This is a genomic window from Paenibacillus sp. FSL R5-0473, from assembly GCF_038004565.1.
In the GTDB taxonomy this organism is placed as follows: Bacteria; Bacillota; Bacilli; order Paenibacillales; family Paenibacillaceae; genus Paenibacillus; species Paenibacillus amylolyticus.
This window is the reverse complement of the sequence record NZ_JBBORL010000001.1, coordinates 3,115,329-3,136,970: the sequence shown is the minus strand read 5'-3', so window position 1 is coordinate 3,136,970 and position 21,642 is coordinate 3,115,329. Positions and strand designations below refer to the sequence as shown.

The 21,642-nt window shown below is 45.6% G+C and carries 19 protein-coding genes; 17 read left to right on the top strand and 2 right to left on the bottom strand.

The features are described 5' to 3' along the window. Positions 1-69 precede the first annotated feature (69 nt). A complete protein-coding gene (locus MKY28_RS13420; protein ID WP_036670584.1) occupies positions 70-1,359 on the bottom strand; it encodes a Gfo/Idh/MocA family oxidoreductase in 1,290 nt (429 codons plus the stop codon). 127 nt (positions 1,360-1,486) lie between these two features. Between MKY28_RS13420 and MKY28_RS13415 the strand changes: the two genes are divergently transcribed. The 17 genes from MKY28_RS13415 to infC all read left to right on the top strand — a co-directional run bounded on the left by MKY28_RS13415 (position 1,487) and on the right by infC (position 20,581). Then, positions 1,487-2,389: an AraC family transcriptional regulator gene (locus MKY28_RS13415; protein ID WP_340936173.1), complete on the top strand. Its 903-nt coding sequence runs from the start codon at positions 1,487-1,489 to the stop codon at positions 2,387-2,389. Further along, the gene (locus tag MKY28_RS13410; protein WP_047842646.1) at positions 2,386-2,832 is read left to right on the top strand and encodes a RidA family protein; all 447 of its coding nucleotides are present in this window, start codon (positions 2,386-2,388) and stop codon (positions 2,830-2,832) included. The genes MKY28_RS13415 and MKY28_RS13410 overlap by 4 nt, the downstream gene beginning before the upstream one ends. Positions 2,833-2,990: 158 nt before the next feature. Continuing rightward, complete coding sequence (locus MKY28_RS13405; RefSeq protein WP_340937921.1) at positions 2,991-3,167, top strand: aminoglycoside phosphotransferase family protein; 177 nt, start codon at positions 2,991-2,993, stop codon at positions 3,165-3,167. 64 nt (positions 3,168-3,231) lie between these two features. Beyond that, positions 3,232-5,454, top strand: coding sequence for a class I SAM-dependent methyltransferase (locus MKY28_RS13400; RefSeq protein ID WP_340936172.1), 2,223 nt, complete (start codon positions 3,232-3,234; stop codon positions 5,452-5,454). Beyond that, positions 5,454-6,029, top strand: coding sequence for a histidine phosphatase family protein (locus MKY28_RS13395; protein WP_340936171.1), 576 nt, complete (start codon positions 5,454-5,456; stop codon positions 6,027-6,029). Before MKY28_RS13400 ends, MKY28_RS13395 begins: the two co-directional genes overlap by 1 nt. 60 nt (positions 6,030-6,089) lie before the next feature. Beyond that, positions 6,090-6,752, top strand: a complete 663-nt coding sequence (locus MKY28_RS13390; RefSeq protein WP_340936170.1) for a 3'-5' exonuclease — start codon at positions 6,090-6,092, stop codon at positions 6,750-6,752. A gap of 22 nt (positions 6,753-6,774) precedes the next feature. After that, entirely contained in the window at positions 6,775-7,149 is a 375-nt protein-coding gene (locus MKY28_RS13385) for a hypothetical protein (protein ID WP_340936169.1), read from the top strand. 178 nt (positions 7,150-7,327) lie between these two features. Next, complete coding sequence (locus MKY28_RS13380; protein WP_340936168.1) at positions 7,328-8,326, top strand: ABC transporter substrate-binding protein; 999 nt, start codon at positions 7,328-7,330, stop codon at positions 8,324-8,326. Between the two features lie 99 nt (positions 8,327-8,425). Further along, a complete protein-coding gene (locus MKY28_RS13375) occupies positions 8,426-10,096 on the top strand; it encodes a helix-turn-helix domain-containing protein (protein ID WP_340936166.1) in 1,671 nt (556 codons plus the stop codon). 134 nt (positions 10,097-10,230) lie between these two features. Then, positions 10,231-10,548, top strand: a complete 318-nt coding sequence (locus MKY28_RS13370) for a hypothetical protein (protein ID WP_340936165.1) — start codon at positions 10,231-10,233, stop codon at positions 10,546-10,548. Between the two features lie 189 nt (positions 10,549-10,737). Next, positions 10,738-11,814 carry a fibronectin type III domain-containing protein gene (locus tag MKY28_RS13365; protein ID WP_340936163.1) on the top strand — a complete coding sequence of 359 codons (1,077 nt, stop codon included), beginning with the start codon at positions 10,738-10,740 and terminating at the stop codon, positions 11,812-11,814. 264 nt (positions 11,815-12,078) lie between these two features. Continuing rightward, positions 12,079-14,448, top strand: a complete 2,370-nt coding sequence (locus tag MKY28_RS13360) for a putative PEP-binding protein (protein WP_340936162.1) — start codon at positions 12,079-12,081, stop codon at positions 14,446-14,448. A 115-nt stretch (positions 14,449-14,563) separates the two neighbouring features. Next, positions 14,564-16,501 carry an LTA synthase family protein gene (locus MKY28_RS13355; protein ID WP_340936161.1) on the top strand — a complete coding sequence of 646 codons (1,938 nt, stop codon included), beginning with the start codon at positions 14,564-14,566 and terminating at the stop codon, positions 16,499-16,501. Positions 16,502-16,734: 233 nt separating this feature from the next. Then, positions 16,735-17,742: an LLM class flavin-dependent oxidoreductase gene (locus MKY28_RS13350; RefSeq protein WP_339199203.1), complete on the top strand. Its 1,008-nt coding sequence runs from the start codon at positions 16,735-16,737 to the stop codon at positions 17,740-17,742. A 99-nt stretch (positions 17,743-17,841) separates the two neighbouring features. Next, positions 17,842-18,594: a metallophosphoesterase family protein gene (locus MKY28_RS13345; protein WP_338708614.1), complete on the top strand. Its 753-nt coding sequence runs from the start codon at positions 17,842-17,844 to the stop codon at positions 18,592-18,594. Positions 18,595-19,036: 442 nt separating this feature from the next. After that, on the top strand, positions 19,037-19,969 hold the full coding sequence (locus tag MKY28_RS13340) for a manganese-dependent inorganic pyrophosphatase (RefSeq protein ID WP_017688903.1): 933 nt from the start codon (positions 19,037-19,039) through the stop codon (positions 19,967-19,969). A 120-nt stretch (positions 19,970-20,089) separates the two neighbouring features. Further along, entirely contained in the window at positions 20,090-20,581 is a 492-nt protein-coding gene (gene infC, locus MKY28_RS13335) for a translation initiation factor IF-3 (protein ID WP_047842654.1), read from the top strand. Positions 20,582-20,769: 188 nt separating this feature from the next. Here infC and MKY28_RS13330 read toward each other — a convergent pair whose 3' ends face one another. Further along, positions 20,770-21,594: a protein-glutamine gamma-glutamyltransferase gene (locus MKY28_RS13330; protein ID WP_340936160.1), complete on the bottom strand. Its 825-nt coding sequence runs from the start codon at positions 21,592-21,594 to the stop codon at positions 20,770-20,772. Positions 21,595-21,642: the final 48 nt, after the last annotated feature.

Here is a 21,642-nt window from a genome sequence, read left to right as displayed (position 1 = left end):
TAAAAAAGACTGCGTGAAATGCGCAGCCTTTAAAATGAAAACAATAATGTTGTGCGGGACCTGGGAGACTTAGAAACGAACCAGATTATTGACATTGACAGGCAAACCCGTGGCTATGGCGCGATTGGCAGCAATACCCGTCAGAATGGATCTGGCACCGTCTACGTGGTTCGCAGCACGATGGAACGGATCTTCTACAGGCTCTCCAAACAGATCATTCAGCAGAACCGGGTCACCTCCGCCATGTCCACCTGCTTTCTCTTCCACTTCAACCTCATATGGCGCATCAAACATTGGAAGAACCCGCAACGTTTTACCGATTAAAGCACCTTCTTTACTTTTGTCACCCAATGAATTGACATAGGATTGCTCCACAATGTTCATTTCAATCCGTCCTTTGGTGCCATTAATGGCAATTCGATAACCTTCCCATGGCTGGTAGGCAACGAGGGAGTAGGTCAGAATAGCTTTGTTCCGATACTTCACAAGAACACCCATTGTATCCTCAATGTTGATGCCATCCCCAAATACGCTTTGATCGCGCTGGTAACCATCTTCCGATTCGGCATCCAGATACATGGACTTCATATGTGCGTCTGAATCCAAATGCAGTGCAAAAGGATCATCCTTTGCGATCGGGTTGCCGGTTGCCCGGTTGTAGAATTGCGTTACACCGCGTTCTTCTGCGTTTTCTCTGCCGTAATACATCAGATCACCAAATGCAAACACGGTATCCGGTTGCGAGCCAATCCAGAAATTCACCAAGTCAAAATGGTGGGTGGATTTGTGCACGAGTAATCCGCCGCTATTACGCTTGTCCCGATGCCAACGGCGGAAATAATCTGCCCCGTGGCGGGTATTCAGCAGCCATTCAAAGTGAACGGAAGTGACTTTCCCGATGGTATCATTCAGAATAAGTTCTCGAATCTTAGTATGGTGCGGTGCATAACGGTAGTTAAAGGTGACTCTTACGTTCTGGCCAGTCCGCTTGACAGCATCCAGAATCTCCTGACATTTCTCCTCATCGATGGTCATCGGTTTTTCGGTGACAACGTCACAACCCAGTTCCATCGCACGAATGATGTACTTGTGATGGGTGCGGTCAACACTCGTTACGATGACATAGTCAGGCTTCTCGTTCTCAATCATCTGATCAAACTGATCTGCAGGATAAGTGGGTACCTCAGGATACTCGTACTTTTCCTTCAATAGTTGATTCGCGTAGTTCATGCGGACTTGATTTATATCACAAAAGCCGACAAGCTCGGATGTATCCCTATAATCCCGGGTCAAAGCACCATAAAAAAATTCGGCCCGGCCGCCAGTTCCGACTAATACATAACGTTTCTTGTTACTCATGTCTATCGCCTCCTTGAATATAGCTCTAGACTATAACAAGGGAGTACTTCTTTCGCCGCATTTTATGCGTAACCGCTTTCAAATGCCGCATATTTTGCTATAATTTATGGAAAGGAGAGAGGGCGATATGACAGAACCTTTCAGTGCAGATTTTCATGATCCCTCGGATTTACTGCACATCGAATATGATCGTCGCATTGGATATTTCTCGATGACGGATGACCATCTGCATGATCATTATGAGTTATATTACCTGTTGTCTGGTGAGCGTATCTATTTCATTAAGGACCGGACCTACCGGGTAAAGGCTGGTGATCTGGTGTTTGTTGACCGCAATACGGTTCATAAAACATTGGAGAGCGGTATGCCTGACCATGAGCGGATGGTGCTGTATTTGAAGCCTGAGCTTTTTGCAGCCATAGCTATTTCCGCGGAGTTAGTTGAAGGCTTGAAGGAACCCTTCTGTTGGGAGATTCCTATTGTAAGGTTTCCATCTCAAGTCACTGAGGTTCTAGAACGGATGGTTAGCGAAATGGTGGATGAAATGCTTCGTCCTCAACCTGGAAGCAACCTGTTGCTCTGTCACCGGGCTGTTGAATTGTTGCTCCATGCCTATCGTAATCAACACTTGGGCAGGTTAAGCTCCGATGATCGTGAGCCGGTTCTTCATCCCAAGACACAGGCAGTTGTACGTTACCTGAATGAGAACTATCAGAAACCACTGACATTACCGGAGGTGGCGGGCATGTTTCGCATTAGTCCGCATTATCTGAGTCGATTGTTCAAACAAACGACGGGATTTACCTTCAGTGATTATCTGAATCTGTTACGGGTAAAGGAAGCACAGCGTTTGCTGCGAGAAAGTGAAGAATCCATTACGGATATCGCCTGGCTTGCGGGATTCAGTAACTTCTCTCATTTTGGCAAGATGTTCAAACGTACCGTTCAGGTATCACCCAGAGTTTATAGACAGGAATACAAGGAATCGGGTTCCGTGAGGACCCTAAAAGAGGGAGAGAATATACGATGATTGAAGCGAGATTAAATGAACTGGGGATCATTTTGCCACAGGCCAGTGCCCCCGCAGCGAAATACGCCAATGCCGTTATTGTGAATGGAATTATGTATGTATCCGGGAAAGGACCGGATACCTCCGAACGCGGCAAACTGGGATCAGACTTCACAACAGAGCAGGGGTATGATTTTGCCCGGAATGCTGGACTGGAGGTGCTTGCTGTCGTTCGAGATGTGTTGGGTTCACTGGATCGGGTGAAGAGAGTGGTTAAAGTGCAGGGATTCATCAATGCGTCCGCTTCGTATCAGGAGCATCATAAAGTGCTAAATGGATTCTCGGATCTGATGATGGAGGTATTTGGGGATCAGGGGGTACACGCTCGTTCAGTATTCGGTGCAGTGTCCGTAAGGGATAATTTGCCGCTGATCATTGATTCTATTTTTCAAGTGGAGGAGTAGGTGTAACGATTACAGAATCGTCTTCATTAAATCCGATCATGTTAACGATACCCGAGAGCTTCCATACGGAACGCCTCACGATTCGAGCACCTTATATAAAATGGATCTTCCACTCGATGTCGTCCAGAAAGAATAAAACATTGTCTGATTAACAGCAGATCTGTCATGGCGATTTTCACCCCGATAATGTTATGCTCAGTGAGGCTGGCGATCAATACTGGGTCATTGATTGGATGACTGGTATGTCGGGTGATCCTGCGGGTGATGTGGCTCGAAGCTGGGTAATATTAATGAGTGCCACATTGCCGGAAGATACAGAGCCAGTTATACAATAGTTCAACTTATAAACGAATCTAACTATATTATATATAAGGGTAGAGAAAGAGAGGGGACTTATTCATGCTGCATTCATTAGAGGCCATACAATCACACAAGTCAGGTAATACGCCGGAAGCCCAGCAGCTATGGCTGCAACTGCTGGCAGCAGCGGAGAAACCCCATATTAACCTCGAACGCATTCATTCCATTGCCGAACTTGAGGGAACAAATCCGGTACTGGACTACACCGAGCGTACACTGCATGTGTTGGAGGAGCTTCAGGTTTCTTTTTGGGTGCGAGAAATTCTGGAAGACGTATTAATCTGGTCAGAGACGGCGAAGGCCGGATCACGGGAGCAGCGGCGGGTATGGCAAAAGCAGGGCGTTAACTTGTTTGTACACAATGTGGGGTCCGCTCAGTTATATGACTTATACGCAGTGGCAGAGCACCTGGATAATGACATCGGTAAGACCAAGGAGACGAGTATATATCAACTTGGTTCTCCGAGTGGTGCTCTAAGTAACAATGCGGATATAAGCGAGCATGATGCGCTGAATACACACACTCCAAGGCATGAGATTATACGTACTCTAATTGCTACACATGGACTTATTGGTCAATACATACGGGGTGAGATTCCATTTGCCGAAAATGCTCCGCTTCACGGCTTGATCGTCAAAGGATGGCTTACTACAGATGAATTGCACACCATACTGATGGCATTAAATGAGTGCATTATTGCAGGTGTTGATCCGGCGTTATGGAATCAGGTTCAGGCTGAGGTGCAGCGCATTGTAGGCTGGATTATCGTTGGACCGGATCATGAGGACTGGAGCGTGAAGGAACGGTTATCCCGCTTAAGAAGTTCATCCATTCGGCAGGGAGAAGCTATGGATACGGCTTACGCCAAGCTACAAACGGAACTGGATGTAGAACAGGCGCTGGCTCCGCTGGCTCATCGCACATTATGGTATGTGGAGTCGGCCATGCAGGATTTTTCGTTGCAGGAGATGGTAAAAGTGTTCCTGTTGACGCTTCGCAGCGAAAGTATGAATCCAACATCCATGGAGAGTCGATCTGAAATCGTTCGCCATATCAGCTTCGAACCATTGATGAATACGATGTATTACGATTACAAGGGCGTCAAGAAGCTCAATATTTACAAGAAACGAATGATTGAAAAATATTTGGAACAGTATTCGTGGGAACAGATTGTGGCAGGGGAGCAGATCGTCTATCCCCATCTAACCCATCGCATTGAACGTCATACGGATCTGCCGGATACATTATTCGTGACCTTCGAATTTTCTCCAGCTGCCGAGAAGCTGATTGCATTCTGTATTGAAGCGGAAAAGTCGCCGTTATACGAGAAGGCTGTACTGCTGTTATTTGACCTGTTCGGATTACGCCGGGATGCGTATGATCGTTTCCACAACGAAGAGACGTATTTGTCCGATATGAACAGCTCCGGTGATTACAAAAAAGTACTGCTCGACTATATCGTTGGTAAACGGGTACTGGATATCGGTCCAGGTGGAGGAATTCTGCTGGATCTGATTGAGCAGGAAAAACCGGAAGTGGAGCCGATTGGTATCGATATCTCAGCCAATGTCATTGAAGCGCTGGAGCGCAAAAAACAGCGTGAGGGACATCGTTGGCAAGTTATGAAGGGCGATGCTCTGCAACTGGAGCAATATGTGCAGCCGGGCACAGTGGATACGGTTATTTTTTCATCCATTCTGCATGAATTATACTCATATATTGAACTGGATGGTCAAAGATTTAATTCTGAAACGGTTGTAGCAGCGCTGAGAAGTTCATTCCGTGTGCTGTCACCTGGAGGAAGAATTCTGATTCGGGATGGCATCATGAGTGAACCGGAGGCACAGAAGCGCCGTATTCGTTTCCTGGAAGCGGATGGGATGCGCTGGCTGGAGCGGTATGCAGAGGATTTTCAGGGACGTGCAATTCAATATGAGCGGATCTCAGACAACGAAGTAGAGATGCCGATTAACGATGCGATGGAATTTCTTTACACGTATACTTGGGGTGAAGAGGCATACGTGCATGAAATTCAGGAACAGTTCGGTATATTCACGCCGACAGCCTATGAGAACTGTATTCGAGAAGCGCTAGGTGAGCAAGCCGAGATTATGACTTTCGAACATTTCCTTCAGGAGGGGTACACGGAAGCACTTGGAGAACGAATGATCTTCATGAAGGAAAATGGTGAGCCTACGCCTTTGCCAGACAGTACCTGCCTGATTGTCATTGAGAAGAAAAAAGGGTTGGCGGATGGATGATGAATGAGGCCAATACGTTTTTGTATTTTGTCAGACATGCGGAGTCTCGATATGTTGAAGGACAGGAACGCGAGCGTGGACTGACTGAGCAAGGTCATCAAGATGCAGGAACGGTTGCCAGTCTGCTCCATGGGGAGCAGATTCAACTGTTTTATTCTAGCCCCTACAGGCGAGCGGTAGATACGATTCAGATTCTGGCAGATTGGTCAGATGGAATTGTGGTGACAGAGGAAGATTTGCGTGAACGCCAGTTGTCGAGTTCAGATGTGAAGCATGCTAATTTTCGTGAAGCCAAGCAGCAGTTGTACCGTGATCCTACGTATGCGTATTCAGGTGGGGAGTCTGGTGAACAGGCTCGCTCAAGGGCAGTAACGGTGATCGAGAGAATTTTGGATAAACATGTGGGTCACAAGGTAGTCATCGGAACACATGGAGATGTAATGACGCTTATTTTACAACACTATGATTCTTCCTACGGTTATGATTTCTGGGAGAAGACTACGATGCCGGACATCTATAAGTTGCAGTTTGATGGAACGCGCAAGTTGCTCCAGGTCACCCGATTGTGGGAGTGACAGAGTTATATATGAGAAATGCATTAACCAGAATGATAGTGGGGAGGAGTGAGTTGGCGGATGAAAATTACGCTTTTGCCTGATACATACTTTATTGAAAATCTAAGCGTATCTTCATTACAGGATAGAATGTACTGCATATTTGATCTCGAAGGTACAGGCATTAATCCTGTGGTGGAGAGTGTGACTCAATTTGGTGCGATGCATTACCAAAGAGGTCAACAATGCAAGACAACATTTTCTTCACTTACACGCGCGAACAAACCAATACCAGAACCTGTGGCGAAATTAACAGGAATTTCGAATGAGGAAATGTTGGAGGCTCCGTCGTTCGTAGAAGCATTTCAGGAATTTCAGAAATTTATTGGTGATAACGTTCTTGTGACACAAGCTGGATATGAGTATGACCTACCCATCTTGAAGCGGCATTGTGATGAGTATGGGCTTCCGATGTTGACCAACCCGGTGCTCGATACAAAAGCGATGTTCACCTACATTCATCCTGAGATTAACGAGGTCGTTTCTACAGATTTTCTGATTCGGTATTACGATCTGAATACAGATGGAATTCACAGGCACAATGCTTTGGCAGATTGTGGTGTGATCGCTGGTATCTTTGAAAGTATCCTTAGCGAATATGAGGAATTTCAATTGGATCATTTTACAGCCGATCCTAATCGAATGATGAAGCGTTTTGTTATACCTGAGATGTATTTGACATGATGAGGAACTGGAGGAGAGATCAATGAGCAAAACGGATGTGGAGAAGCTACTGTTGGATCTTAATGAGGGACGGATTCTGACCCAGCAGACATTCGAAGGATTGGATGTGGAAATTTATCTGGATGAAAGGGATGCCTCTGCATTTGCTGACGAGTGGATGCAAGCTTTTGAACGATGGGCTCAAGATAAAGTGGTGGCTGAAGAAGAGGTGCTGCGCGCATGTAGGGAACAGGCGTTCAAACAGACCTTGGCTCTCACCGGCGAACCTGAGTTAGCGGGGTATGTGAGTGATGATATGGGTTTAATTGGTGCTGCACTGTTACAGGGTACGGCGAACGATTCCTTTGTGGATCAGTTGTTGGAAAGTTATCGTCAAGGCAGGTTGCCCCTGCGATAAGCGGGGGAGGACCAACAGGGCTGTTTTCGTTTGTATAAAAAAACAACATCAAATGTACATTGTGAGTCGGCTGAAGCATGAGTTACAATTCACCTAAGCAATCGATGAGAATGATAATCATTATATGTGAAATATTCTCACGGTTACATCAACAGATCACATAGGGGTGAAGGGTAACATGGTAGGTTTAGTTAAAGGTTTCAAAGGGTGGACGATTACATTACTGCTCATGGGTCTGGTTATTTCAGGATGTAGTACAAATACCGCTACGAATGCGGAACAGACTCCTGCAACTGAAAGTGGAGCTGCTGGAGAAAATACTTCTGGAAACGAGACAGAGCCTGCGACACGAGTTGTACAGGATGAATTTGGAGATGTGACGATTCCGGTTCAACCACAGCGGATTGCTGGAATATATGTAGAAGATTATCTGAAGGCGCTCGATATTACACCTGTAGTGCAGTGGTATCATCCATTGTGGGGTGTACAGGATTATTTAGAACTGGATGTTCCTCAATTTGATACTACGGGGAGTATTGAAGCTTTGTTGGAATATGATCCGGATCTCATCATTGTAGATGGTGGGGTAGATATGGAGAAATATGAGATGTACTCCAAGGTGGCACCGACGTATCGTCTGCCTGAGAGCGTACTGCAGGATTCGAATCAAATTTTACAAACCATCGCCGATGTTGTAGGTAAACCGGACAAGGGTGAAGAAGTTGCTGCGGCATTTGAGGCCAAAATTGCAGATGCCAAATCGAAGCTGCAGGAAGCGGTTGGAGACGAGACTGTCGCAGTTGTCCGGCTGAATGTTAACGATGACACACTGGCACTGTTCGGTGTGAAGAATCGATTTACTGGATTTATTTATTCCGAGCTTGGTCTAACACCTCATCCTCTGGTTAGCAAGATGGAAGAATATCAGGAAATTCTGTCTGAGGAGGCCGTGCCGCAACTTGATGCGGATCATCTTATTATTTTCCCTTCCAATGGAGAATGGTCTTCTCCCGAGAACAAGGAAGCCTTGAAGGTACTTGACAGCAAATTGTGGAAATCTCTTCCCGCCGTTAAGAACAATCAGGTATATATTATGGAAAGATCACATTGGCAATCAGGTGCGATTACAGCGAATTCCATGAAAATTGATGATCTTTTGGAAAAAATGACTCCATAAGAATAATCCCATAAGAAAGAAAGTTCTTCAGCCAGGGTTGAAGAGCTTTCTTTTTTCGTATACACTATTTTAAATGATAATAATTCTCAGTTAAGGACGATGAACATGTGCCCCACGATAATACAACTGATTCCCAAGCCCTGGCTATGCTCACTTCAGCATATGGAATACGTAGATCACCATCAATCTCATATCGATAAACGTTTGTTATACAGAATGTCGTCTTCACACGCTATATTCGTTGTAACGTCTGGGAAGGGTTCAATAGCTTGCTCAGATCGGGAATCTCATCTGGAAAAAGGAATGATTATGTTTGTTCCGGCTGGAACATCCGTTAAAATAGAAGGTTCGCCTTGGACAGAAAGTGAATTGCAGTATTATAAGCTTGATCTTATGGTGGCAGAGTTAAGCGAAGAGACTTCGAACGGTTTGTCTAGAAGAAACACGGAGGAGCAGCAGGAACTTTCCCAAAGTCCAGATTCTCCGAGATTATTACCTCTTATGCAACTCAGTTACAGTCCGTGGAGTTCTTGTCTGGAAGCCTTGGAACAAATACTGCGTCAACAGGTCACTGCCGATTGGCTGGAGCAATGGGAGGTACAGCTTCGTTTCCAGGAATGGTTCCGTGCCTTGCTTCGCCAGAGTGCCCCCGAAACAGAAGTACCTGATGATCGTGCCCGTCTTCAAAGTTCAATTCGTTATATTGGCGACCACTATGATCAGACGATAACCGTGGATGAGCTCGCGGCAGATATTGGTCTTACCAGAGCCAGCTACACTCGGCAATTCAAAAAAATTACGGGCAAACTCCCGCTTGAATATGTAAATGCGGTTCGGCTTGAACGCTCGAAGCAACTATTGCAGCTCACGGATGATCGCATCCATGAAATTGCACAGAATGTGGGATTTAGCAGCGAGTATTATTTTGGCCGCCGATTTAAGCAATATGCTGGTATTTCACCTGGGTTATATCGCCGTCATCACCGTCAAGAGGTTCGTGTCTTTGCTCCTTATCTGGAGGACTTTGTGTTGGCTCTTGGCGTAAAACCTGTACTGCAATGTTCGCATCATTCTTGGGGCAGGCAGCAATATTTGGGATTGGATGATGTACCCGAATTCGATGTAAGCCAGCAGGATGCTCAATTTAATGTGGGCAATATACCGGACTTTATCATGTTGAACAAGGGATATGATCGATGGAATCTGAACCGCTTTGAGCAGGTAGCACCTACATTTTACGTAGATCATCTGGGAGAAGATTGGCGCTCCATTTTGAAATCCACAGCCGATGTATTGGGAAAAGTGAATCGGGTTCAAGACGTAATTGGTGCGTATGAGGACAAGGCAATGGAAGCTAAGAGTCGGTTAGCACGATCTTTACGTGGTCAGACGGTAGCTTTTTTACGCATATCTGCTTCGGATATTACTCTCTATGGGGATCAGCAGGGCTACGTTGGCCCTGTAATATATCAGGATCTTGGACTGACTCCGCACTCCCGTGTGCAGCAATGGACAAGACACGAGCGGAGGATTTTCATTGGATTGGACCAGTTAAGTCAGCTTCATGCGGATCACTTGTTGATTACATTTGACACTGGAAATTCTGCCAAACCTGGAGAGGAGCGCGAACTGCTCGATAGGGATGAATGGAAACGTCTGCCTGCGGTGAAGAGCGGTAATGTGTATGAAGTAGATTTCATGTCGTGGATGAACTACGGTGTGATCTCTCATGGGAAGAAGATTGAGGATATATTGCGGTTTATGGCTTGAGGAATGGGAGTTAAAACTAACTTCAAACAAGCTGGTTTCAATAATTAAATTAAAATCGAAGAAAATGAAAAAACACTCTATTAATCGGATTTACTGTATGATATAGGAAAAATGAATTGGGGAATAGACATCTTATGCAGAAAAAAATCTGGGCCTTACTTTTAGTAGTAGTTGTTATTGGAATGATTCCTGTTACAGAGGTATCGAAGACTACGGTTGCCGAATCGCATGAAATTTCGGGTGAAGATCTTCCTGAAAGCTTACGATATGATTCTAACCATCCAGATGTAATTTATGTGAAGGATTGTGGGATCTTCGAAAAAGTTGATTCGAGTTTAGTGGATTACGGAGAAGAAGAAGTTGTTTTCGATGATGTACAAAAGGTAACAGATAAAACGAATGTAATTGTTGCTTATGATGCAACTTACGTTAAAAAAGGCGAATGGGAATAACTAATTCATTAGATTTACAACATGGAAGCGCAAGGAGAGATTTATTCTTCTTGGGCTTTTTCGATATCCAAAAAAAAATAAAATTTCAAGAATTTAGCTGAATTTTATAGATTAGCAAGTTTATGTTTAGACATATTTTTAAGTACATATTACATTAGTAACTTATTATATTAATAGGGGGATAATAGAGTGATTGCTAAGTTTAAGAAAACAGTATTTGCGGTAGTGTTATTATGTTTAATGAGCATGAACGTAGCTATGGCAGCAAATGAAGAAGTAGTTACAGTAGAAGGGATGCAAGGAATTTCACCTCCAAAGGAAACAGTCGTAACAGTAAGTGGTACATATAGCGCGAATTATGGTAAAAATTCTATTGACGGTAAGTTGGATACTCTTTGGAATTCGGGTGCAACAAAAGGAACAATTCAATATGTTTTCCCAGAGGAATTAAGTCTTAATTTTATTCAAGTCGCTGCGTATTCTAATCCTAAATCCAATAACTATTACACAGTGTATGGTCTGAAAGATGGTAAGTGGATTTTGGTGAGCCCTAAAGTCGGCAGGTATGTTAATGCAACTGTTACGATAACCGACCCAGTTGCAATTACTCCGGGGGTCTACGAAGGTATCAAGTTAGAAGTAGATGGAGCGGCGTCATGGGCTCATATTAATGAACTTACGATAGGTGTAGTAGAGATGATGAATCCAAATATAATTGATCTGAAAGCAACTCCTGGAAATACTCAGGTCGGACTAAATTGGGGAGCCATAGATGGTGCAGAAAATTATATTGTGAGGTATGGGACGGAATCAGGAAAATATACTGAAACTGTTGTTGCTACAAAAGATGAAAATGGGAACTTTGTCATTCCTGCTCTTACAAACGGAACTACGTATTATTTTGTTGTAACGACTACAATTAATGGTGTTGAAACTGAATATTCTAATGAAGCATTTGCTACTCCGTATGGAGAAGAGCTCCCTGACCCGGAACCAGAAGAACCTACAACTCCGGAGCAACCAGAGCAACCTTCCACCAACCGTGCCATCTTGGTCGTTACCATGACAACGGGCTTGGAGAAAGAATTTGACCTAAGCATGAAAGAAGTAAATGATTTCATCGACTGGTATGAAGCCAAGCAAGCGGGAAGTGGAAAAGCTTCGTATGCGATCGATAAACAAGACAATAACAAAGGACCTTTTAAGAGTCGGAAGGATTATATCCTGTTTGATCGGGTGCTGACGTTTGAGGTAAGTGAATACTAAATAGAATGTGAAGCTCCTTCAGCTTAGGCTAAAGGGGCTTCTTTTTGCTTCACAGTGATGAATGAGCCAATGCAACTACCCAAAAGGCTTGTTTCATCTTATTTTAGTCTAGCGTTTACAAAAAAACAGGATAACGAGCACAAAATGCAAAAGCGGATGTCCTTGACTGAACGATTGTGACATACCATTAGAGTGAAGGCTGATCTGTAACGCAGGGTTTGAAGTCTTCAAGCATAGCCATGAATGGCGGATGGGAGAGCTGTAATGACAAAACGGGTAATTCTGTTGGAAGAAGGTACGGCAGAGATGAAAGGGCTAATGGGCAGTAAAGGGGCTGATCTTGCAGAGCTAATCCATGCAGGGTGGTCTGTCCCGGCCGGATTTGTGGTCACAACGGAATGCTGTCGCGAGTTCTGTACCCGTCTTGGACATCTTTCCGGTGAAGGAGAGGAAGAGATTATTAACGCGATCCGGCATCTGGAACAGCAAACCGGGAAGTTCTTCGGACATTCGGAGAATCCGCTACTACTCGCGGTACGTACGGACCAGGATCGAGCCTCAGCAACTGCGACACGATCACTGCTCAATGTTGGTCTGAATGATGTTACTGTGAAAGGACTCGCACATCAAACCGGTGATCGGTTGTATGCACTCCGATGTTATTTAGATTACTTAAAGGAATATGGACAGCTGGTATATGCAATTCCGTCTGAATTATTCACAGAAATATCGAGTCACGTCAAGGGTCGGGATGAAACGGAACTTGAATTAACCATTACCGAGTTTAAATATTTAATCGAAAGGGAGGGGCGTAACCCTTTTCCTCAAGATGTTCAAATTCAATTCAAAGAAGCAGTACGTGCGGTATATCATTCACAGCGTATTAAAGCATCCAGATCTCAGGACGAGATCATGCGTAAATCATATTACATCTCTTCGGAGCAAAGCGCTCCTGTTCTTATACAGACGATGATGCATGGAAAATGTGGAGAATCAAGCGGGACCGGAACAATATATACGTGTAACCCACTTACAGGAGAAAAGGGAATTACAGGACGATACGTCCCAACCGGGAACGCGAGCCAAACAGATCACAGCCTGGAGCGTTTACGGAATGACGAACCTGAGCTGTACACAAGTTTGCTGGAGATAGGTAGCCAGTTGGAGACGCATAAGGGAGAAGTGCAGGAAATCACCTTTGTGATTGAATCCGGCGTGTCGTATGTTGTGCAGACCCAGTCCGCACGATTATCCTCCACAGCCACACTGAGGAGTACTGTGGATTTTGTCCATGAAGGATTCATCACCAAGGAGGATGCACTTCTTCGCATCCAACCTGCGCATATCACGGAAGTGCAGAAGCTTTACACCAATCCTAGTTCTATCAGCGAAGCGAGCAATGGACATCTGCCCATACAGATCCAGCCAGTAACTAATGATGAATGTCCAGCTTATAACAACTCAGATTCACTTTTATCAGCAGATCTGCAACTACTGCTCAATTGGGCTGATGAAGTGAAAGAGTTGAAGGTACTGGCCAATGTAGATCATCCACTGGATGCCAGGACATCACGGCTACTAGGGGCAGAGGGAATAGGTCTGTGCCGGACGGAGAACATGCTGTTATCACCTGCGCGCTTACCATTTGTACAAAAAATGATCTTGGCAGACAGTGAATCCGAACGCAGGCGTGGGTTGGAGCGTCTGTTGCCGATGCAGCAGTCTGATTTTGAACAAATATTCGAAGCGATGGATGGATACCCGGTAACGATACGTTTGCTCGATTCGCCGTTGCATGAACTGTTACCAGATCTGGGAGTGTTGGAGAAACGACGTGAGTGGTTACAAGCAGAGGAGTGGCAGGAGCAAAAAGACCATCAGGTTGAACTGGAGGAACTGGAGCGTGTCATTCGCAGAGTCTGTGAATTGCATGAACATAATCCGACATTGGGGCAACAGGCTTGTCGGCTGAGTATGGTGTTCCCGGAGATCGTTGATATGCAGCTGGAAGCGATATTCCGCGCAGCGGTGAAAGGTATCCGGCAAGGCTGGTGGGTACGTCCCGAGATTATGATCCCGCAGATCGGTCATGTGCATGAACTTCAGGTGATGAGAGATCTGGTGGATCATGTGGCTGACCAAGTGCTCGGTGAGGAAAAGCGGCATTGTCACTATAGAGTGGGGGCCATGATCGAAGCTCCGAGAGCGGCGCTGACGGCGACTCACATTGCTCGCCAGGCTGACTTTTTCTCGTTTGGCACGGATGAGCTGACAGAGATGACATTTGGATATAGTCGTCATGAAGCTGAGAAGCGATTCATTCAACTGGATACGGACTCTCGTACGGTAACGAATAATCCATTTCATGTGTTGGACATTGAGGGAGTCGGACAACTGATTGAGATGGCGGTAGTCCAAGGTCGAATTCGAAAACCTCATCTGAAGACAGGGATCTGTGGAGAAAATGTTGTTGACCTGGAGTCGATTACGTTCTGCCACCGCATTGGTCTGGATTACGTAAGCTGTTTGCCTGAACAGATCCCTTATGCACGAATTGCTGCTGCACAAGCAGCCATTAAGGGACAGAGAGAGGGAGCGGACACGCAGAACACGGATATATCTACAATTGCGTAACGCTCACCCTGTCCTACACGGAACTTCCATGGAATAGCAACCAGAAAACTGTTATACTGAAATATGCGTTTTGTAAAATGAACGTAAAATTTCAGGGTAAGGGTTGAAAGCGACCATGTATAATTCCAAAAATGAACGAACTTCATCACGGACCTTATTCGCCGTGTTATTCATTCTTATGCTGCTGAAGCTGTCACTGCTACGGTATTTCTTTTTCCAGGGTCTGTCCGGCATCGGTCTGTTAACTGACGCATTAGGCGCACTAACCGTGGTATGCCTGCTGGATCTGATCGTGCCCAAAGGCTGGAAGCGAGCAGTATACGGAGGATTTAATGTTCTGTTTTCTCTGGTGCTGTTCGCGGCTACGCTGTATAACGTTCATTTCAGTTCGGTACCCACCTATACCGCGCTAAGTGAGCTGGGGCAAGTTGCCCAAGTACGGGGAAGTATCGGACCACTGGTACGACCGGAGCACTTTCTGTTTTTTGCAGACATCGTACTGGCATTGCCAATATGGTTGATTATGCGCAGACGTGCTGGCGGGCGTAACCACAGCAGTTACCGCGATAGCGGTTTGACGTTTGGCAGAATTCGCAGACGTTACTGGGGCAAGCTCGGCGTTGCGCTTACCGCTGCATTCTGCATCGTGCTGTCTGGCAGTTTTATTGTCAAAGGTGAAACGATTGATAACGAGCTGGTGCGGGCCGAGAATCTTGGTTTCCTGAACTATCAGGTATCGTCTGCCATTCTGACGAGCAAAGAAAATGAGGCCATTGCGAATGGCAACATTAACGAAACGATTGCCAAGATCAATGAGCTGGTTAGCCAGTATCCGTATCAGGATAAACCAAGTGACGGTACAGCCGTGAAAGCCAAATATTTTGGTCAGGCCAAAGGCAGTAACCTGATTGTGCTGCAACTGGAGTCCTTTCAGAATTTCCCGATTAATGCTTCATTAGACGGTCAAGAGTTAACACCGGTACTGAATGATCTGGCCAAAGAAAGCTATTATTTCTCTCATTTTTTCCAACAGATCGGACAGGGAAACACATCAGACGCGGAGTTCATGTCGAACACGTCTATCTATCCAACCGGAGTTGTTCCCATGTCGGCAGGGTATAGTGACCGTGAACTGCCGAGTCTTCCAAAGTTATTAGGTAAAGAAGGATATGAGTCCGAGACGTACCACGTCAATGACGTCACCTTCTGGAACCGGAACAAAATGTATCCGGCACTCGGATTCACTCGTTACTTCGACAAGCCCAGCTTCGAGAACGACAGATTCAATGACTTTGGACCATCGGATGAAGAGTTGTACCGTGTAGGTGTGGAAAAAATGACTGCGCATCAGGCTGCGAACCAGCCGTTCTATGCTCAGTTCATAACGGCATCGAGCCACTCGCCGTTTACGGTTCCCGCTGATCGTGCACGAATTACGATTCCTGCGACCATCACGAACAAACTGCTTCACGATTATCTGCAAGCGATCAACTATACGGATTATGCCATCGGTCAACTCATTAATGAGTTGAAGGCGAACGGATTATGGGATAATACTACTCTAGTGCTCTACGGAGACCACTTTGGTCTGCCTGCTGATGAAGAGATTACACAGCAAATCCAGGCCAATTTGGGCGTCCCTTATGACGGTAAAGTAAGTCGATTCAACATCCCGTTCATGATTCATACGCCGAAACAGACCAAAGGACAAGTGATTGAGCAGCCAGGCGGTCAGTTGGATATGTTGCCAACGATCATGAACCTGATGGGTGTTTCGCTCCAGGATGAGAAATTCACTGCCTTCGGACATGATCTGCTCAACATGGACCATAATGCCTTCGGTATCCGGTATTATTTGCCGACGGGTTCATTTGTTAACAATGACATCATGTTTATCCCGGGTGCGGGCTTTGACGATGGAACAGCCTATTCGCTGAAAACATACGAGCCGGTAACGGATTTGGAACCGTATCGTGCCGATTATGAACATGTGCTCAGCCTGATGAAACTGTCTGACGAGTATGTGAAGTTGTTACCAAAACGTGCACCATAAATCAATTTTCTGCAATAGGTCAGTCAAAAACGTCACCAGTTCAAAAGCTGGTGGCGTTTTTTTGCATGTTTCTTGCACAAGTGTGGTAATAAAGAGAATAACTAAAGTTTGAAACTGTAATAATTAATGTTACAATGGAATGAGCAAGAATGAAGTGAGCAAAAGCGCGTAATATTCGCAGATCTCATATTCACAGTACTTATGAACCTAACAGACGAGAGGATTGAATATATATGAAACTGAGTGTACTCGAACATGGACATATCAATGAAGGACGAAGTGTACAGGATACGTTGCAGGAAACGGTGAAACTCGCACAACATGCAGATCAATTGGGGTACTCCCGGTTCTGGATGTCGGAGCATCACGGTAGTGGTGCGCTGTCATTCTCCAGTCCTGAAGTTATGATTGCACATGTGGCTGCACATACGGATCGAATTCGCGTAGGTTCCGGTGGCGTTATGCTTCCTCATTATAGTGCCTATAAGGTTGCAGAGAATTTCCGCCTGCTGGAAGCTTTGCATCCGGGGCGGATTGACCTGGGGATTGGCAGAGCACCAGGTGGCATGCCGATTGCCAGCAGAGCTCTGAATGAGGGGAAATCATCGAATGTACAATTCTTTCCGCAACAGATCGCGGATCTGGGCGGATACTTCCACGAGCAGTTGCCCGAGGATCATCGGTTTGCATCTCTGGTAGCCGGACCATCGGTTCCCACGGTACCAGAAGTGTGGTTGCTGGGTTCCAGCTCCGAAGGTGCGAGAATTGCTGCAGCGCAAGGGACATCGTATGCGTTTGCCCAATTCTTCGGAACACCAGGCGGCGAAGAAGCGATGAAACATTACCGCAGACATTTCAAGCCGTCCATCCTGAATGACAAACCACATTCAATGATTGCTGTCTCGGCATTCTGCGCGGAGACAGAGGAAGAAGCCGCTGAACTTGCGCGCAGCAATGAACTTTTCTTCTTACGCCTTGGACGAGGTCTTGAACAAAGTTCATTCCCATCTCTGGAGACGGTGAACAACTATCCATACACAGCGATGGAGATGGAACAGATTCGTCAACGTCGTTCTTTTTCCATCGTGGGAACACCGGATCAGGTGAGAGACAAAATTACCGCAATGGCTGAACGCCATGAAGCAGATGAAGTCATTATCGCGTCAGCGGTCCATTCGTTTGAAGCACGTCTGCGCTCATTCGGCTTGATTGCAGAAGCCTTTGGACTCAAGCAGGACTAATGGTGAGCAAGCGGGAATAACTACTCTAAACAGACTGGAATCTTGCTCATGCAAGGTTCCGGTTATACTCTTGCGTGATCAGGGGGAGGAGAGATTCACATGCGCAGATGTGTCATTAGTGATATTCATGGCTGTTACGATGAATTTAATGCACTGCTTAAGCTTGCAGATTATAATCCGCAGCAGGATGAATTGATTTTACTCGGTGATTATGTGGATCGCGGTCCAAGCAGCAAACAGGTCATCGAACAGATTATGCAGCTTCAGCAACAGCACGATATTATGGTGATCAAAGGCAATCACGATGCCATGATGGTCAAGGCGTTAACCCAGGATGTGGAGCAATATGATCAACACTGGATCCGTAATGGTGGATTACAGACGATGGCAAGTTATCTGGATCTGGAGCTTACTTATGATGAGCAGCAGATAGATTGGGAAGCTTATGCTGAAGCCAAAAAGTGGATACGTACACACTATGAACACCATCTTCGTTTTCTGGAACAGCTTCCGCTGGTGTACGAGATTCCGGGTTATATTTTTGTGCATGCCGGGATCAACCCGGATATCGAGGATTGGAGAAGCCAGTCCGAGCGGGACTTCATTTGGATTCGTGAATCATTCTATTCCAAACCAACGACGATTAGAGAGACGGTCGTATTTGGACACACCCCCGTGAAGCATTTGCATGATGAGACAGGCATTTGGTTTGACCCGAGCGGAGACAAAATTGGCATTGATGGTGGTTGTGCCTACGGAGCACAACTGAACCTGCTGGAGATTAGCGAGGACGGCAGTCTACAGACCTTTTTTGTACGGCAAGGGCAGAGCGCGGAAGAGCCTGAGATTTAATGTTTTCGTTGCGTATCAGAGTTTCGTATGCTAATTTATAAGGTTGTACGATGGAATAAATAGGATACATAGCATATCAGCTTGAGGGAATGAACCAAGTTTGGCTATTTTCCAAAATGACTTGCCTGAGAATGATTTGCAATTAATTCGCTGTAAAGGGATTGGAATTAAGCCTTATTAGCGCTATAATCAGTAGGGTATGATTAAATATGACATTTATTTTCTATATAAGTTCAACTAAACTTTTTACACGAGAACGGAGAGGACAGAAAAAAGCTGGAGAAGCGGAGCGTTCGCCTTTATCACCGGATTTTCCCTTTAAAAGGGAATCAAAAAATCTGGGGATAACAGCGATCGGAAGGTTATTCTGTCATCGGAGTGGCAAGTGTAAACATTCTTTGGTTAAACTTATATAAATCAGAATTGACGGAGGGCTATGAATATGGAAAAAGCGTTAATCTTCGGTCACAAAAATCCCGACACGGATACGATCTGTTCGGCAATCGCCTATGCGGATCTCAAAACAAAATTGGGTCAGGACGTTGAAGCTGTTCGTCTCGGCGAAGTCAATGGTGAAACCCAGTTTGCACTGGATCAATTCAAAATTGCAGCACCGCGTCTGATTAAAACCGCTGCAAATGAAGTAAACAAAGTTATTCTGGTTGACCACAACGAGCGTCAGCAAAGTGTAAGCGATATTGAGGAAGTGACTGTTGTTGAAGTTATCGACCATCACCGTATTGCTAACTTTGAGACAAGCGGACCTCTGTATTTCCGTGCAGAGCCTGTAGGTTGTACAGCAACCATTTTGAATAAAATGTACAAAGAAAATGGCATCGAAGTGAGTGCACCGATTGCTGGCCTGATGCTGTCTGCGATTATCTCCGATTCCCTGTTGTTCAAATCCCCGACTTGCACAGAGCAGGACGTAGCCGCTGCGCGTGAACTGGCTGCCATTGCTGGTGTAGATGCAGACAGCTATGGTCTGGACATGCTGAAAGCCGGCGCGGATCTGAGCCAAAAAACAATTGCTGAACTAATTTCCCTGGATGCCAAAGAATTCGTAATGGGTCAATCCAAAGTGGAAATTGCACAGGTTAATGCTGTTGACGTGAATGATGTTCTCGTGAAGCAACCTGAGCTTGAAGCAGCTATTGATGCGATCATTTCCAGCAAAGGTCTCGACCTGTTTGTATTTGTCGTAACAGACATTCTGAACAACGATTCCGTAGCTTTGGCATATGGTACATCCACTAAAGCAGTGGAGAAAGCCTATAATGTGACGCTGTCTGATAGCAGAGCTATCTTGAAAGGCGTAGTATCACGCAAATCACAAATTGTACCGGTTCTGACGGAAGCATTCAACACGCTGTAAATCAAACCGATTGGCGTATTTGTACGCTAATACGTATTACAAATAAGTAGCAACACCATCCTAGCCTGCTCTGATCCGTAAATGGTCAGGACAGGCTTTTGATGTAGAGGAGGAAGAATCATGATCAAAAATGAAAAGATCAAAGCAGCCGAAGTGCAGCTGACCGGCCTGAATGGTGAAGATCTGGGTGTGATGTCCACGCAGGAAGCACTTTTACTTGCAAAGCAGCATAAAGTGGATCTGGTGTGCTTGTCCTTGATGACAAGTCCACCGCCATGCAAGCTGATTGGCGCAGGAGCAGCCAAAGCGGAAGCGCAGCAGGCGAAGAAAAAAGCGAGCAAATCCCCCGATAAACGTAAAGTAAAGGAAATTCGCTTGAACCTTGCGATGGAAGATCATGACCGGGAGACGAAGCAGTCTCAGGCGGAGCGCATTCTGAAGAAGGGTGATTCGGTAAAACTCGTCATCCAGGTGCATGGAGCCAAAGAAGGAGTTGCAGGCAAGGAGTGGGCTGAGCAACTGAGCAAATCGCTGGCTGAATTCGGTAGCAAAACGACAGGTGTTCAGGTAAGTGGTAAACAGGTTGTTGTGCAACTGGACCCGAATGCGTAAACTGCCAGAAGTGATCCTCGATGTAGCACAAAGGTAAACGCGAATGTTGATATAGTAATGATTTTTTGGATGTAAAAAAAGCCCAATGAGGTGGCAGGTTAACTGCTACTGTATTGGGCTTGTTTGTCATCACTTGGATAGAGGTATTGTTCGCAATTTAATGCAAAATCCGTTTCCGTTTCAGTAGTTCAGCTGCGTAAATAACGGCTGCCACCAAGTCGTACATATAACTGTCCGGGTAATACGGGCGTAGAACCAGCGGCAATATTATTCTGGCTGTTTTTGGCGAATCGGGATAAATAAAAGAAGTCCGGATAGATCACCATATCCATTAAGTAGGCGGAGACTCGGCTACCTGGAACGCGGAACTGATTCAGGGTACGTATAATCTCTTCGCCACTTGCAATACCAATGCCATGACCATAATACAAGTTCTCGCGCAGCATGAACGTATTCTCTCCCTGCCACTCGGGGGTTTCCGGAGAAACATCCGGATTTTTGAAATACAGCACATCTCCTGGCAGGGCGGTTTCGCTACCGTTTTTTTCGGTTAATCGCAGGTCACTGTCATAATGCCAGTCAAAGAGTAACAGATTGCGAAACAGGGAATTAAAGGCGTCTTCGCGAATGCTTCCCAGCACTCCACCATACAGCACAATAACGGTAGCTGTTGCACATTCAAAAGCATATAAGTGTCCATTCCTCCAGATATCCCGGATGCCGTCGGCGGGGGTCACGTTTGATCTTAGCTCAAACCCACCTTCCGCATTACGATTCCAGTAGGCAGGATTACATCTGGATTTTTCAAAGGATGCAAAACTCACACCGCTTCGATCCAGTCCTTCCGCGGCTTCCACGAGAGAGCCCCTCAAGTCCCATTCAAATCGAAGATGATCCATGGATTGGTACACATACCTCGTTGGACGATTCTGGAGTTGCTGTAACCAATACCATTCAAAATCAGACCATTCCGAGCGGTTCAGCTGGGCGGGTTGATTAGCAACAATGATCATGATCCATAACCTCCGTTCCTATTCGAATATTCAACATTGTATAATCGG